We start from the raw sequence: 19,933 nt of genomic DNA, 5'->3' as shown, positions 1-19,933 counted from the left end.
CGGTTGCCGCAATCCCGCCGGGCGACGCCTGCCCGGCGTCATTTGGAGTACATGCATGAACCAAGCACAGCCCAGCGCCGGCGCGAGCACCGACTCGAGCACCAACGCGCCGCTCATCCTCATCAACGGCTGCTTCCACACCGTCGACCGCGAACAGCCGCAAGCCAGTGCGGTCGCCATCCAGGATGGCCGTTTCCTGGCGGTTGGCGATACCGACTACGTGATGCGCCACCGGCGCGACGGCAGCCAGGTGATCGACCTGAACGGCCGTACCGTGGTCCCGGGCCTGAACGACTCGCACCTGCACCTGATCCGCGGGGGCCTGAACTACAATCTCGAACTGCGCTGGGAAGGCGTGCCTTCGCTGGCCGATGCCCTGCGCATGCTGAAGGAACAGGCCGACCGCACGCCGAACCCGCAATGGGTGCGCGTGGTGGGCGGCTGGAACGAATTCCAGTTCGCCGAGCGCCGCATGCCGACAGTCGACGAGATCAATGCCGCTGCGCCCGATACGCCGGTTTTCATCCTGCACCTGTACGACCGCGCGCTGCTCAACCGCGCGGCCCTGCGCGCCGTCGGCTACACCAGGGACACCCCGAATCCGCCGGGCGGCGAGATCGTGCGCGACGGCGCCGGCAACCCGACCGGCATGCTGATCGCGCGGCCCAATGCGATGATCCTGTACGCGACGCTGGCCAAGGGCCCGACCTTGCCGCGCGAACTGCAGGTGAACTCGACCCGCCAGTTCATGCGTGAATTGAACCGCCTGGGCCTGACCAGCGCGATCGACGCCGGCGGCGGCTTCCAGAACTACCCCGAGGATTACGCGGTGATCGAGGAACTCGACGCCGCCAACCAGCTCACGATCCGCATCGCCTACAACCTGTTCACCCAGAACAAGGGCAAGGAACTGGAAGACTTCGAGCGCTGGACCGGTATGGTCACGCCGGGGCAGGGCAGCGACTACTACCGCCACAACGGCGCCGGCGAGATGCTGGTGTTCTCGGCGGCCGACTTCGAGGACTTTCTCGAACCGCGTCCCGACCTCGATCCCGGCATGGAAGACGAGCTCGAAAAAGTCGTGCGCCACCTGGTGGCCCAGCGCTGGCCGTTCCGCCTGCACGCGACCTATGACGAGTCGATCTCGCGCATGCTCGACGTGTTCGAGAAGGTCGACCGCGACATCCCCTTCAATGGCCTGCACTGGATGTTCGACCACTGCGAGACCATCACCCAGCGCAATATCGACCGCGTCGCCGCGCTCGGCGGCGGCATCGCGATCCAGCACAGGATGGCATTCCAGGGCGAGTACTTCGTCGAGCGCTACGGCGCCGAAGCCGCCCAGGCGACGCCGCCGGTCAAGCGGATGCTCGAGACCGGCGTGCCGGTGGGGGCGGGCACCGACGCCACCCGCGTGGCCAGCTACAATCCGTGGACCGCGCTGTACTGGCTGGTGACGGGCCGCACGGTTGGCGGCCTGCCGCTGTACGGCACCGCAGGCCACCTGCCGCGCCAGGTCGCGCTCGAGCTCTGGACCGCGGGCAGCGCCTGGTTCTCGAACGAACAGGAACGCAAGGGCCGCATCCGCGAAGGCATGTTCGCCGACCTGGCCGTGCTGTCGCAGGATTTCTTCAGCATCGATGCCGAAGCCATCAAGTCGATCGAATCGGTGCTGACCGTGGTCGGCGGCCGGATCGTGTACGGCGCCGCCGAGTTCACCAGCCTCGGACCGCCGGCGATTCCCGTGCTGCCCGACTGGTCGCCGGTGCAGAAGGTGCCCGGACATTGGCGCAAGGCCGAGCCGCAAGCACGGCAGATGGCGCTGCCGCACCAGTGCAGCGGCCCCTGCGGCGTGCATGCCCATGGCCATGACACGGCGCGCCGCTCGAATGTGCCGGTTTCGAGTTTCAGCGGCTTCTGGGGCGCGCTGGGTTGCAGCTGCTTTGCGTTCTGATGATGGCAGCTCCTAATCCATCCCGCCTGCAGGGCTTCAATATGGGCTTCCTCGGAGGCTATGTCGATACCCTGGGCTTCATCGGCCTGTTCGGCCTGTTCACGGCCCACGTCACCGGCAACTTCGTGCTGCTCGGCGCCTCGCTGGCCGACCCGGCCAACATCCCGTCGCTGCTGAAGATCCTGGCCTTTCCGGCCTTTATCCTCGGCATTGCCGCGGCGCGCCTGCTGGTCGCTTCTTGCGAACGGCGCGGGCGCGACGCGCACCGGCCATCCTACCTGCTGCAGCTGGTGCTGCTACTGGGTTTCATGGCCTGCGGCATGCTGTCCGAACCGGTGGCGCGCGATATGTCGGCACTGGCGATGGCGGCGGGCCTCTTCGGCACCGCGGCCATGGGCGCCCATAGCGCGGCCAGCAAGCTGCTGCTGGCCCACCTGGCGCCGACTTCGATGATGACGGGGAACGTGACCCAGCTGGTGATCGACACGGTCGACCAGTTGCGCGGCGCCGGCGACGCGGCCACCACGGCGCGCTGCAGCAAGTTCTTCTGGCCGCTGTTCGGCTTTGCCGTCGGCTGCGCGGGCGGCGCCTTCCTGTTCCTGGCGTTCGGCTTCGTCGCCCTCGCGGTGCCGGTGGCGATCCTGTGCCTGCACCTGCTGCGCCTGGACCAGGCATAAGGACGGCCCATGACCAAGACCCGCCTGGAGGCGTTCAGCGACGGCGTGATCGCCGTCATCCTCACCATCATGGTGCTGGAGCTGTCGCCTCCGCGCGGGACCACGGCCGGCGATATGCTGGCCGTGGTCCCGGGGTGGCTGCGCTACGCCCTGAGCTTCGTCTATGTCGGCATCTACTGGGTCAACCACCACGCGCTGTTCGAGCGCGTGGAGCGGGTCGACTGGGCGACGCTCTGGGCCAACCTGCACCTGCTGTTCTGGATGTCGCTGATCCCGTTCGTGACCGCCTGGGTGGCCGGACATCCGACCGCGCCGGCCCCGGTCGCCCTGTACGGCGTGGTGCTGTTCCTGTGCTCGGTGTCCTTCATGCTGCTGTCGTGGCGCCTGGGCTTTCTCGCCGGCCTGGATCACGCCCATACCTGGCAGAACGCCAAGAACCGCCTGTCGCTGGCCCTGTATGCGCTCGCGGTGCTGGTCTCGCTGTGGCAGCCGCCGCTGGCGGCGCTGATCCACGTGCTGCTGGCGGCACTGTGGCTGGTACCGAACCGGGTCGGGCGGCCAGGACCGTGACTGGACGCAGCGCGCCGGCGCTGGCATCATGCCCCTCGACGGCCGCAAGAACAAGAAGAGGACCACCGTGAACAATCAACAGCGCAGCATCGACGTCCTGATCGCCGACGACCATCCACTGATGCGCGAGGGGATCGCCGCCGTGATCGGCAGCCAGCCCGATATGCGGGTGGTCGGCGAAGCCGTCGACGGCGTCGAGGCGATCGAGCTGTATCGCCAGCTGCGGCCGGCCGTCACCCTGATCGACCTGCAGATGCCGCGCCTGAACGGGATGGATGCGATCGCGGCGATCCGCGCCGAATTCCCCCACGCCTGCCTGGCGATCCTGACCACCTTCCGCGGCGACGCCCGCGCCATGCAGGCGATCAAAAGCGGGGCCCAGGGCTATCTGCTCAAGAGCTCCCTGCGCAAGGAACTGACCGATGCGATCCGCATGCTGGCCGCCGGCCACCGTTATATCCCATCCGAGATCGCCGGCGAACTGGCGCGCCACCTGGGCCAGGACAGCCTGACGGTGCGCGAGCTGCAAGTGCTCGAGCTGATCGCGCGCGGCAACGGCAACAAGCAGATCGGCGCGGTCCTGAACCTGTCCGAAGACACGGTCAAGGGCCACCTGCGCAGCATCATGGACAAGCTGGGCGCGAATAACCGCACCCACGCCGTGACGATCGGCATCGAGCGCGGCTTTCTCGAGATCTGAGCAGCGTCTTACGCATTCCGACAGCAGGAACGTACAAGACCGCGCCGCATGCGTTTGAGAGAATCGTGAAGATCGACCGGGGTCGCGGCCACGGCGATCACAAGCTGTTTCCATCACGAATTCGAGGAATGCATCATGAAAGAGACTCCAAGACTCATCAAGAAGACCGCCAACCATGGCGTCGCCTGGGAAAGCATCTACGGCTACAGCCAGGCGGTACAGGTCAAGGACGTGGTCTACCTGTCTGGCCAGTTGGGCCATGACAAGGATGGGCAGCTGGTCGCTCCGGCGCCGCTGGACGCCCAGGGCCGCCCGACCGACTTCAGTGGCATGGAGGCGCAGATGCGCCAGACCTACCTGAATGCGATCGAATTGCTGGCGCAATTCGGTGCGACGCTGGACGACGTCGTCGAAGAGTCGCTGTACGTGCTGGACGTCGACGCCGCCTTCGCCGTGGCTGGCAAGGTCAGGAAGGAACTCTACGGCATGGATCAGCCACGATGCGCCAGCAACCTGATTGGCGTCACGCGGCTGGCACTGCCGCCGCAATTGATCGAGGTCACCTTCCGCGCCATCCTTCCCGACAGCGCCAGCATCTGACGCCGCCACGGCTTGCCCCCCACTTTCGTGGGGGTGGGCAAGCACCCTATCTTGTCTGTGCAACATCTCCGGCAGACCGCAACATGGTGTCTAGATTGTCCCAACCCGACACCCTGGAGAGCACCATGCAGACTGCGTCCCCGATCTCGATCCCGATCCCGGCCCACGGAGCCTGCCGGCCGCTCCAGCCCGTCCACGGCGGCCTGCCGCGCTGGCAGGTCAAGCGGGTCACCGACTACATCGACGCCAACCTGGGCGCCACCCTGCGCACGGCCAGCCTGGCGGCGACGCTCGGCCTGAGCGTCAGCCATTTCACGCGCGCCTTCAAGCACAGCGTCGGCGTGCCGCCGCGCGTCTACGTGATCCGGCGCCGGCTGGCGGCGGCGTGCGCGGAGATGGTCAATTCGACCACGCCGCTGACGACCATTGCCCATGCGCACGGTTTTTGCGACCAGTCGCATTTCACGCGCACCTTCCACGAAACGATCGGCCTGTCGCCCCACGTCTGGCGCTGCCTGCACACGCGCAGCGCCGCCGCCGATCCGTACGCAAGCGAACAGAAGCGCCCGCTGGAACTGGCTATCGTGGAGACTGCCTAACCAGTAGGAGTGCCCCGTGTTCGACTTCATCACCGAGTTCATGCAGAGCGGCGGCTACCTGGCCGTGTTTGCCCTGATGGCGCTGGAAAATATCTTCCCGCCGATACCGTCCGAGCTGATCATGCCCTTCGCCGGCTTCGTGGCCGCGCGCGGCGACCTCAATGTGGTGGGAGTCTTGATTGCCGGCACTGCCGGCTCGGTCGCCGGCGCCTTGCCCTGGTATTACGCCGGCAAGGTCTATGGCAAGGAGCGGCTGGAAGCCTTCGCCGACAAGCATGCACGCTGGTTGACGGTCACCCACGGCGACATCGAGCATTCGATGGAATCGTTCGAGAAACACGGGCGCAAGATCGTGCTGTTCGGACGCCTGATCCCGGCCATCCGCACCCTGATCTCGGTCCCGGCCGGCCTTGCCTGCATGCCGATGGGGCAGTTCTTGCTGTTCTCGACGGTCGGATCGCTGGTCTGGACCGGCATCCTCACCGGCGCCGGCTATATGCTCGAGAGCCAGTACGAGCGCGTGGCCGAATACGTCGATCCGGTCTCCAAGGCGGTCCTGATCGGCCTGCTGGGCTGGTACCTGTACCGGGTGGCGACCTTCAAGAAGCGCGCCAAGGCCGGCTGATTCCAACCGTTCAGGCCGCGCCGCCCTCGCGCCACCAGACCTGGTTGCGGCCATTCTGCTTGGCGCGATACAGCTGGGCGTCGGCCGCTTCGAACAGCTCTGACTGTTGCTCCTCGCCGGCCGGATCGAAGGTGGCGCCGCCGATGCTGACGGTCAGTAGCGGCGCCACGCTTGACGCCTCGTGCGGGATATTCAGCGCCGCAACCGCCTCGCGCACATCCTCCGCCACCTTCCGGGCCTCCAAGGCGCCGGTCTCGGGCATCAAGAGCAGCAATTCCTCGCCCCCGTAGCGCGCCGCCAGGTCGGCTGGGCGGCGCATGGCGGCGCCGGCCACCCGCGCCACCGAACGCAGTGCGCGGTCGCCGGCCGGGTGGCCGTAGCGGTCGTTGAATTGCTTGAAGGCGTCGATGTCGAGCAGGGCCAGCGACAGCGGCCGGCCCGAGCGCCGCGCGCGCTGCCATTCGAGGCTGTACATCTCGTCGAAGCGGCGCCGGTTGGCCAGCTCGGTCAGGCCGTCGATATTGGCGAGGCGCTCCAGCATCCGGCGCTGGCGCACCACCTGCAGGTGCAGGGCCACGCGCGCCATGACGACGGTCTGGTTGAAGGGTTTGACGATGTAGTCCGAGGCGCCCATCTTGAGGCCATTCGCTTCGTCCTCGGGCCGGTCCAGGCCCGAGATGAAGATCACCGAGATGTGCGCGGTCTGCGGTTCATCGCGCAGGCGGCGCAGCACCTCGTAGCCGTCCATGTCGGGCATCATCACGTCGAGCAGGATCAGGTCGGGCAGGTGGCGCATGGCGCGCTCCAGGGTCTGGGCGCCGTTACGGGCCAGCAGCACCGTGTATTCGGGCTTGAGCAGCTCGCCGAGCACTTCGCGGTTGATGGCGTCGTCGTCCGCCACCAGGACCTTCTGCATCTCTACTACGTTCATTGTGCGTGTTCCAGGCTGTGGCCGAGATCGAGCCGCGCGGCCAGGACGGCCAGCGGCGCCAGCGCCGCAGCATACTCGATCTCGGTGACTGCGCGCCGCACGGCATCGAGCGGCGCGTCGACCAGGTTGGCGTCCATGCCCGCCGCCAGCAGCGATTCGAGCTCGGCCAGCGCATCCTCGGCGCGCGCATCGTCGCCACGCAGGTAGCCGTCCAGGCGCACGATCACCGCCGCCAGCGCTTCTGGATCGGCCGGTTTCGGCAGGCTGGCGGCGGCCACCTGGGCCAGGCCGGCCAGCACCGTTTCGGCCGCCGCCACCAGGGCCGGCACCTGGACCCCGAGGCGGGCCAGCTCGCCGGCGCGCAGGGCCTGCTCCAGGCGGCTGGCGGCGCCGGCCAGTTCGAAGGCGCCGACGTATGCCGCGCTCGACTTCAGGTTGTGGGCCAGCACCTGCAGCCGCGGATGGTCGCCCGTTGCCAGGGCTTCGCGCAGGATGCGCGGCGCGCCGGCATATTCGCGCACGAAGCTGCCGGCCCGCTTTTCGAGGCGGCCGCGCTGGCCGTCGACGTTCTCCAGGGCCAGGCGCCAGTCGATGCCGGGCACCGCCGGCAGCGCTGCGGCCGCGCCCTCTGGCGCCAAAGCCGAAGCCGACGCCGGCCGGCTCGCCTGCGGCACTTCGCGGCCCTCCAGGCGCGCCGGGTCGATCCACTTGAGCAGGGTGCAGAACAGCAGGTCGGGGTCGATCGGCTTGCTGACGTGGTCGTTCATGCCGGCCAGGCGCGAGAGCGCGCGGTCGCTGGCCAGCGCGTGCGCCGTCATGGCCACGATCGGCAGCCCGCGCAGGCGCGGGTCGTGGCGGATCTCGCGGGTCGCCGCCAAGCCGTCCATCCCGGGCATCTGGATGTCCATCAGCACCAGGTCGTAGTCGCCGTCCTGCGCCATGCGCACGGCGTCCAGGCCGTTGAAGGCGATGTCCACCCGCATGCGGGCGGCGGCCATGAAATCGAGCGCCACCTCGCGGTTGTTGGCATTGTCTTCGGCAAGCAGGATGCGCGCGCCGTCAAGGCGCGGCAGCTCGGCCATGGCAGGCAGGTATTTTTCCATCGTGTCAAAGGGGCCCAGCTGCGGGTGCAGGACCTGCAGCAGGCTATGGTAAAGCAGGGCCGGTCCGACCGGCTTGTGCAGGAAGGCGTCGACCGGCAGTTCGCCTTCCTCCTCCATGACGGTCTCGCGGGTGCAGGCCGAGATCATGAGGATCGCGGGCGGTGGACAGTCGTGTCCATGTTCTTGTGCGCTGCGGCGGATGCGGCGGATCGTCTCCACCCCGTCCAGGCCTGGCATCAGGTAATCCATCAGCACGATCTGGTACGGCTTGCGGGCGCCGTCGGCGCGTGCCAGCAGCGCCAGGCATTCCTCGCCCGAGGCGGCGGGATCGGCGTCCACGCCCAGGGCGCCGAGCATCTCGACCAGCGCGGCGCGGGCGGTGGCGCTGTCGTCCACCACCAGCGCGCGCACGTCCTGCAGCATCGCCCTGCGCACGGCGCCGGCCACCGCCAGCGAATCGTCGGTCCCGAGCGGCACGCTGAAGGTGAAGCGGCTGCCCGCGCCGGGCGTGCTGCGCACCGAGATCTGGCCTTGCATCAGTTCGACCAGCTGGCGCGAGATCGACAGCCCGAGGCCGGTGCCGCCGTATTTGCGGGTGGTCGAGCTGTCGGCCTGGCTGAACGACTGGAACAGGCGTCCGACCTGTTCCTGGGTCATGCCGATGCCGGTGTCGCTGACCGAGAATTCGAGCGTGATCCGGCCCTCTTCGGTCCCGACCGCCTCGACCGCGACCACGATCTCGCCGCGCTCGGTGAACTTGACGGCATTGCCGGCCAGGTTGATCAAGACCTGGCCCAGGCGCAGCGGGTCGCCGACCAGGCGCTGCGGCACGCCGGGAGCGACCCGGAAGATCAGCTCGATGCCCTTGGCCTCGGCCTTCACGCCCAGGAGGCCCGCCAGGTGCTCGAGCGTCTCGTCGAGATCGAAGGGCACCGCCTCCAGGCGCAGCTTGCCGGCTTCGATGCGCGAAAAATCGAGGATGTCGTCGATGATGCCCATCAGGTGCTCGCTCGCGCCCAGGATCTTGCTCAGGTAGTTGCGCAGGGCCGGCGCCGGCTCGCTCATCAGGGCCAGCCGGCTCATGCCGATGATGGCGTTCATCGGGGTGCGGATCTCGTGGCTCATATTGGCCAGGAATTCGGATTTCATGCGGGTGTTGGCCTCGGCGCGCAGCATCGCCGCCTGCAGCGCCTTGGTGCGCAGGCCCAGGATGCGCATGAACACCAGCATATTGAAGGTGCTGCCGAACACCAGCGCGTGCATGGTCCAGAAAGTGGCCGGCAGCTTGCCGTTGATCAGCTGGGCCGTGACCAGCGAGGTGCCGAAGGTGACCGCCCAGCCGAGCAGCAGGTAGCCGCCGACCGGGTCGCCGGCGCGGGCCCGGCGAAAGGCCCCGGGCAGGCCGAGCAGCATCGGCATGATGCCCAGCGTGCCGACCACCAGCACCAGGTGGCGATGGCCGATCAGGTCCAGGGCGAAACCGACAGCCGTCACCAGGCACAGGGCGGCAAAGGTTTTCATCAGGCGGCTGAAGATGCGGTCCTGGCCGGGGCGCGCCAGCACGTGTTCGACGAACAGGTAGGCGCCGCAGGAGGCCAGGGCCGAGGCCAGGCCGGCGCCATGCTCGAGCAGCCAAAGGTTGCCCGGCCACAGGTACTGCCCGGCCAGGCCGAACCAGGCCAGCGAATACACGGTCACGCCGGTGGCCAGCAGCGCGTACTTGCCGAACAGGTGTTCGCGCAGCGTGTACCACTGGCCGAGCGCATACAGGATCAGGGTGATGCGCAGTCCCAGCAGCAGGCCCTGCAAGACCTGTTCGCCCAGCGCCTCGGGCAGCACGGCGGTGGGCTGCATGAAGCTGATCGGTACGATCTTGGGGCCGACCGAGGCGACCCGGACCAGCACCGTGTATTCCTTGCCGGGCGCGAGGCGCAGCACCGCGGCCGGCACGCGCCCCTTGAGGGCGTCGCCCGACGGCTGCTGCATGCGGCCCAGCGAGGCGATCCGGCGCAGGCGCCCGTCCTGGGCGACATGCACGTCCACCTCGTCCAGCAGGGCGTAATCGATCTGCATCACCCAACCGGTGGTGGAGTCGTGCGGCACCGCGATCGGGATCCTGATCCAGGTGGCGCCGGGCTGCATGCCGAGGCTGGCCCGGGCGGTGCGGGGGCGCTCGTAGCGGCCGGCCGCGGCCAGCGCGGCAGGGGCGTCCAGCCGGCTGTCGGGATCGCGCAGGATGGTCACCGCCGGCCAGGCGTCGACCACCTCGGCGGCGGCGGCCAGTTGCAGCGGCGCGGCCTGCGCCGGGAACCACATCGACAGCGCCAGCAGCAGCAGAAGCAACAGGAACGGGCCGGCGCCCGCGCCCGGGCCCGCCAGCGGCGCCGGTCGGGACAGGGTGGGTGGCGTGGGCGTCATCTGCTGGAATCCTTGCGGCGGTGTGGTGTCATGCGGCGAAGCAGCCGGTATGGCCGGTGCGGCGCTGCCCGCAGTCTAGCAGGAAGCCCCCTTGCTGGACAGTACCGGATGCGACCCCATGCCGGCGCAAGCATGGTGCGCGGTAGCGTGGGGCGCGACTCAGGCAGGCCCATGCGCGGGTTCATGCGGCGTCAGCGAGAGGCGATCGAGCTGGCGGGCCAGGTCGGCCAGCGGCGCCAGGGCGGCGCCGTATTCGATGTCGGCCACCGCGCGCCGCACCGGCTCCAGCGCCGCCGCCCAGGCGCTGCCGGCCAGCAGGGTCTCGAGTTCGGCCAGCGCGTCCTCGGCGCGCGCATCGTCGGCGCGCAGCCAGGCGTCCAGGCGGCCGATCACCCTGGCCAGCGCATGCGGATCGAGCGGCCTGGGCAGGGCGACCGCGGCCAGCTGGGCCAGGCCGGCCAGCACCGACTCGGCCGCCGTCACCAGCGACGGCACCTGGACCCCGACCAGGTCGTATTTGCCGGCACGCAGGTCGTGCTCGAGGCGGCCGGCGGCGCCGGACAGCTCGAAGGCGCCGACATAGGCCGCGCTCGACTTGAGGTTGTGCGCCAGCGACTGCAGCCGTGCATGGTCGCCGTCATTCAGGGCGTCGCGCAGGATGTGTGGAGCGCCGCCATATTCGCGCACGAAGCTGCCGGCGCGCTTTTCCAGGCGGCCGCGCTGGCCGTCGACGTTATCCAGCGCCAGGCGCCAGTCGATTCCGGGCACCGCCGGCAGGGGCTGGGAGGCGCCGGCCGAAGGCGCCGACGGCGCGGGTGCGCGCTGCGCCGCCGGCAGCGGGCGGCCGTGCAGGCGGGCCGGGTCGATCCACTTGAGCAGGGTGCAGAACAGCAGGTCGGGGTCGATCGGCTTGGTCACGTGGTCGTTCATGCCGGCCAGGCGGGAGAGTGCGCGGTCGCTGGCCATCGCGTGCGCCGTCATGGCCACGATCGGCAGCTCGCGCAGGCGCGGGTCCTGGCGGATCGCGCGCGCTGCGCTCAAGCCGTCCATCCCGGGCATCTGGATGTCCATCAGCACCAGGTCGTAGTCGCCCTCGCGCGCCATGCGCACCGCGTCCACGCCATTGAAGGCGACGTCCACCTGCATGCGGGCGGCGGCCATGAAGTCGAGCGCCACCTCGCGGTTGTTGGCGTTGTCCTCGGCCAGCAGGATGCGCGCGCCGTCCAGGCGTGGCAGGTCGGCCATGATGTCCATGCGCGGCAGCGCCACCGCCTCGTCGCCGGATGCGGCCTGCGGATGCAACGCCTGCAGCACGCAGTGGCACAGCAGCGCCGGCCCGACCGGCTTGTGCAGGAAGGCGTCGACCGGCAGCGCGCCTTCTTCCTGCAGCACCGTGTCGCGGCTGACCGCCGATACCATCAGGATCGCCGGCGGGGCCGCGCCTGCCACGTGGTCGGGAATGCGGCGGATCGTCTCGACCCCGTCCAGGCCCGGCATCAGGTAGTCCATCAGCACGATCTGGTAGGGCTGGCCGCTGCGCTGGGCCGCACCGAGCATGGCGAGGCATTCCTCGCCCGAAGCGGCGCAGTCGGCGTGCGCGCCCAGCGTGCCCAGCATCTCGGACAGCGCGGCGCGGGCGCTCGCGCTGTCATCGACCACCAGCGCGCGTACATCGCGCAGCATCGGCTGGGCTGGCGCGCCGGCGCCGGCCTGTGCGTCGCCGATCCCGAGCGGCACGGTGAAGGTGAAGCAACTGCCTTTGCCCGGCGTGCTCTGGGCCGAGATGTGTCCGCCCATCAGCTCGACCAGCTGGCGCGAAATCGACAGCCCGAGACCGGTGCCGCCATACTTGCGGGTGGTCGAGCTGTCGGCCTGGGTGAAGGACTGGAACAGGCGCCCGAGCTGCTCCGGCGTCATGCCGATGCCGGTGTCGCTGACCGAGAACGCCAGCGTGAGCCGGCCGGCCTCGCTGGCCCGGGCCTCGACCGAGACCACGATCTCGCCGCGCTCGGTGAACTTGACGGCGTTGCCGGCCAGGTTGATCAGGATCTGGCCCAGGCGCAGCGGGTCGCCCACCAGGCGGTGCGGCACGCCGGGACCGACCCGGAAAATGAGCTCGATGCCCTTGGCGTCGGTGTTGACCCCGGCCAGGCTGGAAAGCTGCTCGAGCATCTCGTCGAGCGCGAACGGCACGGTCTCGATGGCCAGCTTGCCGGCCGCGATCTTCGAGTGGTCGAGGATGTCGTTGACGATGCCGAGCAGGTGTTCGCCGGCGCCCAGGATCTTGGCAACGTAGTTGCGCAGCCTGGGGCTCGGGTCGGCCATCAGGGCCAGCCGGCTCATGCCGATGATGGCGTTCATCGGGGTACGGATCTCGTGGCTCATATTGGCCAGGAACTCGGATTTCATGCGCGCCTCGGCCTCGGCGCGCAGCATGGCGGTCTGCATCGCCTTGGTGCGCAGGCCCAGGATGCGCATGAAGACCAGCATGTCGACGATGACGCCAAACTGCAGCGAGTGCATGGTCCAGAAATTGACCGGCAACTTGCCGGCGATGAGCATGGTCTGGACGAAGGCGCCGCTGCAACTGGCAGCCCAGCCGATCAGGAAATAGGTGCCGATGGCGTCGCCGGCGCGTATCCGGCGCAAGGCCCCCGGCAGGCCGAGCAGCATGGGCGCGCTGCCGATGGTGGCGACGATGGCGATCAGGAGCCGGTGGTCGAGCAGGTCGACGACCCATAGCGCGCAGCTCACCAGGTTGATCGCGGCGCCGGTCTTCATGAGGATGCTGAACTTGCGGTCCATGCCGCTGCGCTTGAGCGTCTGTTCGACGAACAGGTAGGCGCCGGCCGACGAGATGCAGGAGGCGATCCCCATCACGTGGGTGGTCAGGTAGAGATTGTCGCTCCAGAGGAATTGCTCGGCCACGCCGAACCAGACCGCCTGGTACATCGTCATGCCGCCCGCGAACATGGCGTACTTGCCGTACAGTGGCTCGCGCAGGGTGATCCATTGGGCCAGGCTGTACAGCACCAGGCAGGCGGCCAGGCCGAAGAACAGGCCTTGCAGCATCTGTTCCTGCAGCGCGGCGCGCTGGTAGGCCTGCGGCTGCATGAAACTCATCGGCATCGTCTTGGGACCGCGCGCCGCGACCCGCACCAGCAGCGTGTACGCCTGGCCCGGCTCGAGCGACAGCGCCACCGCCGGCACCCGGCCATCGAGGTCGCCAAAGCGCTGCTGCAGGCGCCCGGCGCTGGACAGGTGGCGCGCCGCGCCGCCCTGCACCAGGTAGACGTCGAGGTAGTCGAGCAGGGCGAAATCGAACTGCACCACCCAGTCGCGCGGCGCATCGGGCGCCACCCGGAACGGCACCCGCACCCAGGTCGGCACCTGCTGCATGCCGAGGGTGGCGTAGGCGAGGTCGCTGGGCGCGAAGCGCTTCGTCTGCGCCAGTGCGCCGTCCAGATCGAGGCTGGCATCGAGGTCGCGCAGGATGGTCGCCCCCGGCCAGGCTTCGACCCGGGCGCCATCGCGCCCCAGGTCGAGCGGCGCCGCCTGCGCGCCGAACGCGGCCAGGGCAAGGACGATGGCGACGATCAGGCTGGTCAGGAGGCGCATGGCGGTTGGCTCAGAAGCTCAGGTCGAGCCGCAGGTCGGCGGTGCGCGGCGCGGTCGGCGTGGTCATGCCGAAGCTGTCGATGATCGACGGCCGCACCGAGTTCTCCAGGTTGCGCACCCGGGCCAGCAGGCTCCAGTTGCCGCCCGCCGGCTGGTAGCGCAGGGTGGCATCGGTGGTGGTGTGGGCCGGGATGCGGTATTCCAGCAGCTGGCTCGGGACCGCGATCACGTAGTCGGCGCTACGGCGCGAGAACACGCCGGCGCGCAGCTGGCCATCCATGACCGCGAAGCGGTGCTCATAGCCGAGCGTATACACGTGGTTCGGCGCGCGATCGAGCTTGCGGCCGGCCCAGGACGTCGTGGGCGTCGGCGCGTAGCTGACGTAGTGGGCGTCGAGCAGGGTGGCGCCGTAGCTCAGGTGGCCGTTGGCCCCGATGCGCACTTCGCCGTCCAGCTCCAGGCCGCGCGACCGGGCCACGCCGGCGTTGCTGGTCAGGATGCGCGGGGCGCCCGAGACGATCGCGGTGCCCGACAGCTGCAGGTTGGTGTAGTCGTACAGGAAAGCGGCGGCGTTGACGGTCAGGCGGCCGCCCAGGAGGCGCGACTTGAGGCCGGCCTCGTAGGCGCGCAGTTCTTCCGGCTGGTAGTACAGGGCGCTTTCCGTGACCGCGGCGGCGGCAGGGCAGGTCACGCCCAGCGCGCTGGTGCCGGCGATGCAGCCGTCGTTGAAGCCGCCGGCCTTGTAGCCGGTGGCCAGGCTGGCATACAGCAGGGTGGCAGGGGCCAGGTCGAACTCGGCGCCGAGGCGCCAGGTGGTGCGCGCGGTATCCAGTTCGGCCGCGTTCAGCAGGCGGCGGTCGGTGGCTGGATTGAATACGGGGCCCTGCTGGAAGTCGGTCGAGCCGACGCGGTCCTTGTCATCCTCGGTGCGGCGCGCGCCGGCGGTCAGGCGCAGGTCGTCGCGTACGCGCCAGGTCAGTTGGCCGAACACGGCGCGGCTGCGGGCCTGGGTGTGGAGCGGGAACGCGTAATACGGCGGCAGGCCGACCGGCTGCAGGCCCTGGAAGGCGTACGAGGTGTTCGAGTCTTCGCTGAAGTAATACAGGCCGGCCTGCGCGCTCAGGGGCCCGCTGCCGTTGGTGGCGATGCGCAGTTCGTGCGAATCCTGCTCGTTGTGGCCGTCGTAGTTGTTGATCACGCCCAGGGCAACCGTCGGGGCCACCCGGTAATAGTAGTTCTGGCGGATTTCCTGGTCCAGCTTGCGGCGCGAGGCCAGGTAATGCACGGTGGCCGGGCCCAGGTCCCAGCTCAGGTCCGCCGACAGGCCACGCGCCAGGCGGTCGTGCCAGCCCTGGACCGGCGTCATGTTCGGCGGACGGAAGCTGTTGGTCAGGCGCTGGTCGGTGGTGCTGTCGCGCCACACCGGTCGGCCGCCGGCCACGCCGGTATAGAAATTCGTGTCGGGCACGAAGCGGTCGTTATTGCCCTCGGTCTCGCCATGGTCGTAGCGCACCACCAGGGTGGCGTTGCGATTGAACTTGAGGCGCGCGCTCAGGCGCGCATCGCGTTCGTCGCGGTCCATGCCGGGACGGTGCGGCGTGCCCTGGCCGTTCTTCATGAAAGGATCCTGCTTGATCTGGCTGACCGCCGCGCGCAGCGACAGCGCTCCGTTGACTGGCAGGTTGACCACGCCGTCGATCTTGCGCTTGCCGTAGGTGCCGGCCTCGAGACCGAGCGCGCCTTCGAGGCGGTCGGTCGGGGCGTTCGAGATCACGTTCACCAGGCCGGCGGTGGTATTGCGCCCATACAGCGTGCCTTGCGGGCCGCGCAGCACTTCGATGCGGTCGACGTCGAGCAGGTTGCCGCTCTGGCCGGCCGGACGGGCGATATACACGCCGTCGAGCATGAAGGCGGCCGACGGGTCGCCCTTGTCGGTGGTGTCGTTATTGCTGATGCCGCGGATCGTGACGCGCAGGCCCGAGAAAGCCTGGTCGATGTGCACGTTCGGCAGGCGCGGGCCGAGCGTGGCCGGGCTGTCGGCGCCGATGGCGCGCAACTGTTCGCCGTTGACGACGCTCATCGCGACCGGGGTGCGCGAGGCCAGCGAGGCGGTGCGCTGGGCGGTGACGACGACTTCGGGCACGGCCGTGTCATCGTCCTGGGTTACTGGGGCCTGCTGGGCGTGGACGATGCTGCAGACGATACCGGATACTGCCGCGACCAGCAGTTTCTGGGCTGGGCGGACCTGCTTTGCTTTCATGTAAACAACTCCCTGTCTAGACTGTGCTTACCCGTCCTGGGTAATGCGTCCTCATCTTGTTCTTTTTGGCAAATAGAATTGCGCACGAGGATGCTAATTCGTCAGTCTAGCAGGTCATAACCACAGGAAATAGTCTCCAATAGATTAATCGAACGAAAAAGCGTTCGGATTGCAACGGCCGGCCCGTCATACCGGGGCCGGCCGTCAGCGTGGCGTCAGACTGCCAGGGCCACGCGGCGATGTTGCGGCGCCGGGCGCACCTGGGCCGGCGCGGCCGCGCCATGCCCGGTGCGGAAGGTGCCGACCACGGCCGCCAGCTGGCCGGCCTGCTCGCGCATCGAATCGGCGGCGGCAGCCGCTTCTTCGACCAGGGCGGCGTTCTGCTGGGTCACGCGGTCCATCTCGACGATGGCGGTATTGACCTGCTCGATGCCGGCGCTCTGCTCCTGGCTGGCGGCCGCGATCTCGCCCATGATCGTGGTGACTTGCCCGATGCTGAGCACGATCTGCTCCATGGTGGCGCCGGCGCGCGCCACCTGCTGCGTGCCTTGCTGGACCTGGCCGACCGAGTCGTCGATGAGGCCCTTGATCTCCTTGGCCGCCGCCGCCGAGCGGTGGGCCAGGGTGCGCACCTCGCCGGCGACGACCGCGAAGCCGCGGCCCTGTTCGCCGGCGCGGGCGGCTTCGACCGCCGCGTTCAGGGCCAGGATATTGGTCTGGAAGGCGATGCCGTCGATGACGCCGATGATGTCGACGATGCGCTGCGAGGCGGCATCGATCCGGCCCATCGTGCCCACCACCTCGGCCACCATGCGCCCGCCGTCGCCGGCCACGCCGGCCGCCGTCGCCGCGAGCTGGTTGGCGCGCTGTGCGTGCTCGGTATTCTGGCGCACGGTGGAGGTCAGTTCTTCCATCGAGGCGGCGGTCTCTTCCAGCGAACCGGCCTGCTGCTCGGTGCGGCTCGACAGGTCCTGGTTGCCGCTCGCGATCTGGCCGGACGCGGTGGCGATGGTCGCGGTGCCGTCGCGCACCTGGCCGACGATGGCCGCCAGGCTGGCGTTCATGCGCGAAAGCGCCGTCATCAGCTGGCCGGTTTCGTCGCCGCGCTCGAGCATAGAACGGTCGAAGCGGCTGGTGAGGTCGCCGCCGGCGACGCGTTCGGCGACATCGACCGCCTGGCGCAGCGGCGCCGTGATCGAGCGGCTGATGAACCAGGCGCAGCCGGCGCCCAACAGCAGGGCGGCGCCGCCCAGCGCGAACAGGATCACGCGGGTGCTGGCATACGCATCCAGGATCGACTGGGCCACCGCATCGGCGGCCGTGATCTGCATCGTGGCCAGCTTGTCCACCGTGGCCAGGTACGACACCGTGCGCGGCATGAGCTGGTTGCGGTAAATCTCGTCGAGCCTGGCCTGGTCACCGTCGCGCTTGGCCTGGAACAATGCGTCGCGCGCGGCCATGTAGCCGGTCCGCTCCTGTTTGACGAACTTGAACTGCTCGCGCACCCCGGGGTTGCGCAGCGACTCTTCGATTTCCTTCTGCAATACGTTGGAACGGCTGGTGATCGCCTGGCGGCGCGGACCAATGACGTCGAAGACGCCGGCGCCGGCGGCGTAATAGACGGTTTCGTTGATGGCGCTGTTGACTTCGATATTGCGGCGCCATTCGGCAAGGGTGCGCTGGTTCTTGATGCTGGTATTGACCAGGCGGTAGGTCAGGTCGCCTGCCGACTGCATGCGCGTGAGCGCGGTGGCCGTCATGGCCACGAGCAGTGCGAGAACAATGGCAAAGCCGAGCCCCAGGCGGGGGCCAATTTTCAGTTTTTTCACGAGGATAGTTTCCAGGCTGCTAGTAGGACCGTGGGCGCGGTCGGACTGGGATGGCACGGCGCAACGAGGTCCCTGACGGGAGTGCTGCGACACGACATGTCGGATGCCCACAGTATAACCCGCAAAACCGGAACTTGCATTTCCTTGCGGCAAATATGCAACATCTTCGCGATTAAAATGTTGCAATCGTGGCGGTGTTGCGGCCCCGCTAGCCTCGGTCCTACAGCAGTCGGAGCAGGTCGCCTATTGTTGCCGGCGCCGGGAAGGCTAAGATGAAGGTCACGTTAATAGCCAGGGAGGAGAACGCCATGTCGACCAATAACGAAGGCAAGGACGTCAAAGGACGCAGCTGGGACCAGGTCACGGACGGCACTACCAGCGCCGCCACCATGGGCGCGGGCTCGACCGGCGAGGTCGGGGCCAATGCCGAAGGCAGGGATCCGGCCCAGCGTCAGCAGCAAGGTTCGCAGCAGCAGGGCGGCCAGGGCTCGGCCGGCCGTACCGACGACCTGTTGGCCGGGGGCTCGAACGACGAGCAGTCGGACCAGGGATTCCAGGGCGGGGCCAATCGCCAGTCCGGTGACGGCGCCAACCGACAAGGCGGGCAGGGCGCCCAGACGACCGATGACGAGCAGTACGACCAGGGGACGGCGCGCCGCGAAAACCGTTAGCCGGCCGGGCGCGCCAGCCGGTACAGCACGTGGCGCGCCAGCCGGTGGCCGGGCGCCAGGGCTGGGTGGTCGAAGTCGCCATCCGGGTCGCGCCGCATGCCCAGGCGCTCCATTACCCGGCGCGAACGCAGGTTGCCGGGCACCGTGAACGACACAATTTCGTGCAGTCCAAGCACCTCGAAACCGTGGCGCAGGCAGGCCGCAGCGCCCTCGATCGCGTAACCTTGTCCCCAGTGCGCCGTGCCGAGGCGCCAGCCGATATCGGTGCAGGGCGCGAACGGCAGGGTATCCGCATGCCGCTTCAGGCCGACGAAACCGGCCAGCTCACCGCTGTGCGCTACCTCAATCGCCAGGTAGCACATGCCGGTGTCGCGCTGCATCGCGTTGTGGGCCTGCATGAAGCGCTGCACCTGCCCGACGCTCATCGGGCCGGGCAGGAATTCGTGCACTTGCGGGTCCTGGTCCAAGGCATGAAAGGGCGCGGCGTCACACTCGCGCCAGGTGCGCAGCAGCAGTCTTTCAGTACGTAGCACGTCCATATTCATTCCCCTAACTTCACTGCGCCGCGCGCCGGACGGTGGCACTATTTGTACCGGAAATCAAGCTTATCTGATAACCGGTAGCAAGTTTGTGTCAAAATGTGGCAATGAACCAAGAGCTTTCCACTACGCGATCCTACCGCGGACAGTCGCAGGAGCAGCGCCGGGCCGAGCGCCGCGGCCGCCTGATCGCGGGCGCCATTGCCGTCTACGGCGAGCGTGGCTACCACCAGGCGACCGTCAAGGCGGTGTGCGAGGCGGCCGGCCTGACCGAGCGATACTTCTACGAGTCCTTCGCCAACAGCGAGGCGCTGCTGATCGATTCCTACAATGCCGTCACCCGCGCCGTGCTGGGCGAGATCCTGCGCGCGGGCGAGGCGGCCGGGCGCGGCCGGATGGCGCGTTCGCGCGCGATGCTGCAGACGTATTTTTCGGCCCTGCAGCGCGAACCGCGTTCGGCGCGCGTGTTCCTGGTCGAGATCCGCGGCGTGAGCCGGGCCGTCGACCAGGCCTTCGATACCTCGCTGCGCACCATCGGCCGCGAAGTCGCATGCCTGGTGGCGCCGGAGGCGGTCGACGATGAATTGCTGCAGGCCGGGATCATCGGAGGTGTGATCCACATCGCGCTGCGCTGGATCGAGGATGGCTACGCGCCGCCGATCGACGCCGCGGTCGCGACCGCGCTGCGCCTGGCTGCGCCGCCGCGTGTGCGGACGCGGCGCGTGACAGCGCAAGCAAGGTAAGAAAAGTGCCGCCCCGTGAAGGGCGGCGCAGGCACTCAGATGTGCAGGGCGTGGCCCAGCGCCCGCAATGCGGCTTCCTGCACCGCCTCGCCCAGG

The 19,933-nt window shown here is 68.6% G+C and carries 15 protein-coding genes; 9 read left to right on the top strand and 6 right to left on the bottom strand.

The annotated features are described in order from the left end of the window. The first annotated feature begins 55 nt into the window (after positions 1-55). From E8M83_RS13895 to E8M83_RS13865, 7 genes are all read left to right on the top strand, one after another. Positions 56-1,954, top strand: coding sequence for an amidohydrolase (locus E8M83_RS13895; protein WP_137173938.1), 1,899 nt, complete (start codon positions 56-58; stop codon positions 1,952-1,954). Between the two features lie 2 nt (positions 1,955-1,956). Beyond that, positions 1,957-2,631: a YoaK family protein gene (locus E8M83_RS13890; RefSeq protein WP_229491527.1), complete on the top strand. Its 675-nt coding sequence runs from the start codon at positions 1,957-1,959 to the stop codon at positions 2,629-2,631. A 9-nt stretch (positions 2,632-2,640) separates the two neighbouring features. Beyond that, positions 2,641-3,201 carry a TMEM175 family protein gene (locus E8M83_RS13885; protein ID WP_137173937.1) on the top strand — a complete coding sequence of 187 codons (561 nt, stop codon included), beginning with the start codon at positions 2,641-2,643 and terminating at the stop codon, positions 3,199-3,201. 67 nt (positions 3,202-3,268) lie between these two features. Next, entirely contained in the window at positions 3,269-3,901 is a 633-nt protein-coding gene (locus E8M83_RS13880; RefSeq protein WP_229491525.1) for a response regulator transcription factor, read from the top strand. 135 nt (positions 3,902-4,036) lie between these two features. Further along, a complete protein-coding gene (locus E8M83_RS13875; RefSeq protein ID WP_137173935.1) occupies positions 4,037-4,501 on the top strand; it encodes a Rid family hydrolase in 465 nt (154 codons plus the stop codon). Positions 4,502-4,626: 125 nt separating this feature from the next. Then, positions 4,627-5,100: a helix-turn-helix transcriptional regulator gene (locus tag E8M83_RS13870; RefSeq protein ID WP_170976804.1), complete on the top strand. Its 474-nt coding sequence runs from the start codon at positions 4,627-4,629 to the stop codon at positions 5,098-5,100. 16 nt (positions 5,101-5,116) lie between these two features. Next, positions 5,117-5,725, top strand: coding sequence for a DedA family protein (locus tag E8M83_RS13865; protein ID WP_137173933.1), 609 nt, complete (start codon positions 5,117-5,119; stop codon positions 5,723-5,725). 10 nt (positions 5,726-5,735) lie between these two features. On the opposite strand, the gene E8M83_RS13860 is transcribed toward E8M83_RS13865, so the two are convergent. The 5 genes from E8M83_RS13860 to E8M83_RS13840 form a co-directional block, all read right to left on the bottom strand. Then, positions 5,736-6,656 (bottom strand): diguanylate cyclase, encoded by a 921-nt coding sequence (locus E8M83_RS13860; RefSeq protein ID WP_137173932.1) that lies wholly within the window; start codon positions 6,654-6,656, stop codon positions 5,736-5,738. Next, positions 6,653-10,177 (bottom strand): hybrid sensor histidine kinase/response regulator, encoded by a 3,525-nt coding sequence (locus E8M83_RS13855; RefSeq protein WP_229491524.1) that lies wholly within the window; start codon positions 10,175-10,177, stop codon positions 6,653-6,655. The genes E8M83_RS13860 and E8M83_RS13855 overlap by 4 nt, the downstream gene beginning before the upstream one ends. A gap of 159 nt (positions 10,178-10,336) precedes the next feature. Then, positions 10,337-13,795, bottom strand: a complete 3,459-nt coding sequence (locus E8M83_RS13850; RefSeq protein ID WP_137173931.1) for a hybrid sensor histidine kinase/response regulator — start codon at positions 13,793-13,795, stop codon at positions 10,337-10,339. A gap of 10 nt (positions 13,796-13,805) precedes the next feature. Further along, positions 13,806-16,055 (bottom strand): TonB-dependent receptor, encoded by a 2,250-nt coding sequence (locus E8M83_RS13845; RefSeq protein WP_229491523.1) that lies wholly within the window; start codon positions 16,053-16,055, stop codon positions 13,806-13,808. A 215-nt stretch (positions 16,056-16,270) separates the two neighbouring features. Next, on the bottom strand, positions 16,271-17,884 hold the full coding sequence (locus tag E8M83_RS13840; RefSeq protein WP_137173930.1) for a methyl-accepting chemotaxis protein: 1,614 nt from the start codon (positions 17,882-17,884) through the stop codon (positions 16,271-16,273). A 308-nt stretch (positions 17,885-18,192) separates the two neighbouring features. On the opposite strand from E8M83_RS13840, the gene E8M83_RS13835 reads away from it, so the two are divergent. Then, positions 18,193-18,555 (top strand): hypothetical protein, encoded by a 363-nt coding sequence (locus E8M83_RS13835; RefSeq protein WP_137173929.1) that lies wholly within the window; start codon positions 18,193-18,195, stop codon positions 18,553-18,555. On the opposite strand, the gene E8M83_RS13830 is transcribed toward E8M83_RS13835, so the two are convergent. After that, positions 18,552-19,094, bottom strand: a complete 543-nt coding sequence (locus E8M83_RS13830) for a GNAT family N-acetyltransferase (RefSeq protein ID WP_137173928.1) — start codon at positions 19,092-19,094, stop codon at positions 18,552-18,554. The genes E8M83_RS13835 and E8M83_RS13830 overlap by 4 nt on opposite strands. 107 nt (positions 19,095-19,201) lie before the next feature. Here E8M83_RS13830 and E8M83_RS13825 point away from each other — a divergent pair, with 107 nt between their 5' ends. Further along, positions 19,202-19,837, top strand: a complete 636-nt coding sequence (locus E8M83_RS13825) for a TetR/AcrR family transcriptional regulator (RefSeq protein WP_137173927.1) — start codon at positions 19,202-19,204, stop codon at positions 19,835-19,837. The last annotated feature ends 96 nt before the right edge of the window (positions 19,838-19,933 follow it).

It is taken from the genome of Massilia sp. HP4, from assembly GCF_005222695.1.
In the GTDB taxonomy this organism is placed as follows: Bacteria; Pseudomonadota; Gammaproteobacteria; order Burkholderiales; family Burkholderiaceae_D; genus Telluria.
The sequence above is the reverse complement of the archived record's forward strand: the minus strand, read 5'-3'. Positions and strand labels throughout refer to the sequence as shown.

Bases quoted from the DNA above. Each gene is read 5' to 3' on its own strand.
- E8M83_RS13850 (WP_137173931.1), bottom strand. From the start codon at position 13,795: ATGCGCCTCCTGACCAGCCTGATCGTCGCCATCGTCCTTGCCCTGGCC.
- E8M83_RS13845 (WP_229491523.1), bottom strand. From the start codon at position 16,055: ATGAAAGCAAAGCAGGTCCGCCCAGCCCAGAAACTGCTGGTCGCGGCA.
- E8M83_RS13895 (WP_137173938.1), top strand. From the start codon at position 56: ATGAACCAAGCACAGCCCAGCGCCGGCGCGAGCACCGACTCGAGCACC.
- E8M83_RS13830 (WP_137173928.1), bottom strand. From the start codon at position 19,094: ATGGACGTGCTACGTACTGAAAGACTGCTGCTGCGCACCTGGCGCGAG.
- E8M83_RS13825 (WP_137173927.1), top strand. From the start codon at position 19,202: ATGAACCAAGAGCTTTCCACTACGCGATCCTACCGCGGACAGTCGCAG.
- E8M83_RS13890 (WP_229491527.1), top strand. From the start codon at position 1,957: ATGGCAGCTCCTAATCCATCCCGCCTGCAGGGCTTCAATATGGGCTTC.
- E8M83_RS13835 (WP_137173929.1), top strand. From the start codon at position 18,193: ATGTCGACCAATAACGAAGGCAAGGACGTCAAAGGACGCAGCTGGGAC.
- E8M83_RS13860 (WP_137173932.1), bottom strand. From the start codon at position 6,656: ATGAACGTAGTAGAGATGCAGAAGGTCCTGGTGGCGGACGACGACGCC.
- E8M83_RS13885 (WP_137173937.1), top strand. From the start codon at position 2,641: ATGACCAAGACCCGCCTGGAGGCGTTCAGCGACGGCGTGATCGCCGTC.
- E8M83_RS13855 (WP_229491524.1), bottom strand. From the start codon at position 10,177: ATGACGCCCACGCCACCCACCCTGTCCCGACCGGCGCCGCTGGCGGGC.
- E8M83_RS13875 (WP_137173935.1), top strand. From the start codon at position 4,037: ATGAAAGAGACTCCAAGACTCATCAAGAAGACCGCCAACCATGGCGTC.
- E8M83_RS13870 (WP_170976804.1), top strand. From the start codon at position 4,627: ATGCAGACTGCGTCCCCGATCTCGATCCCGATCCCGGCCCACGGAGCC.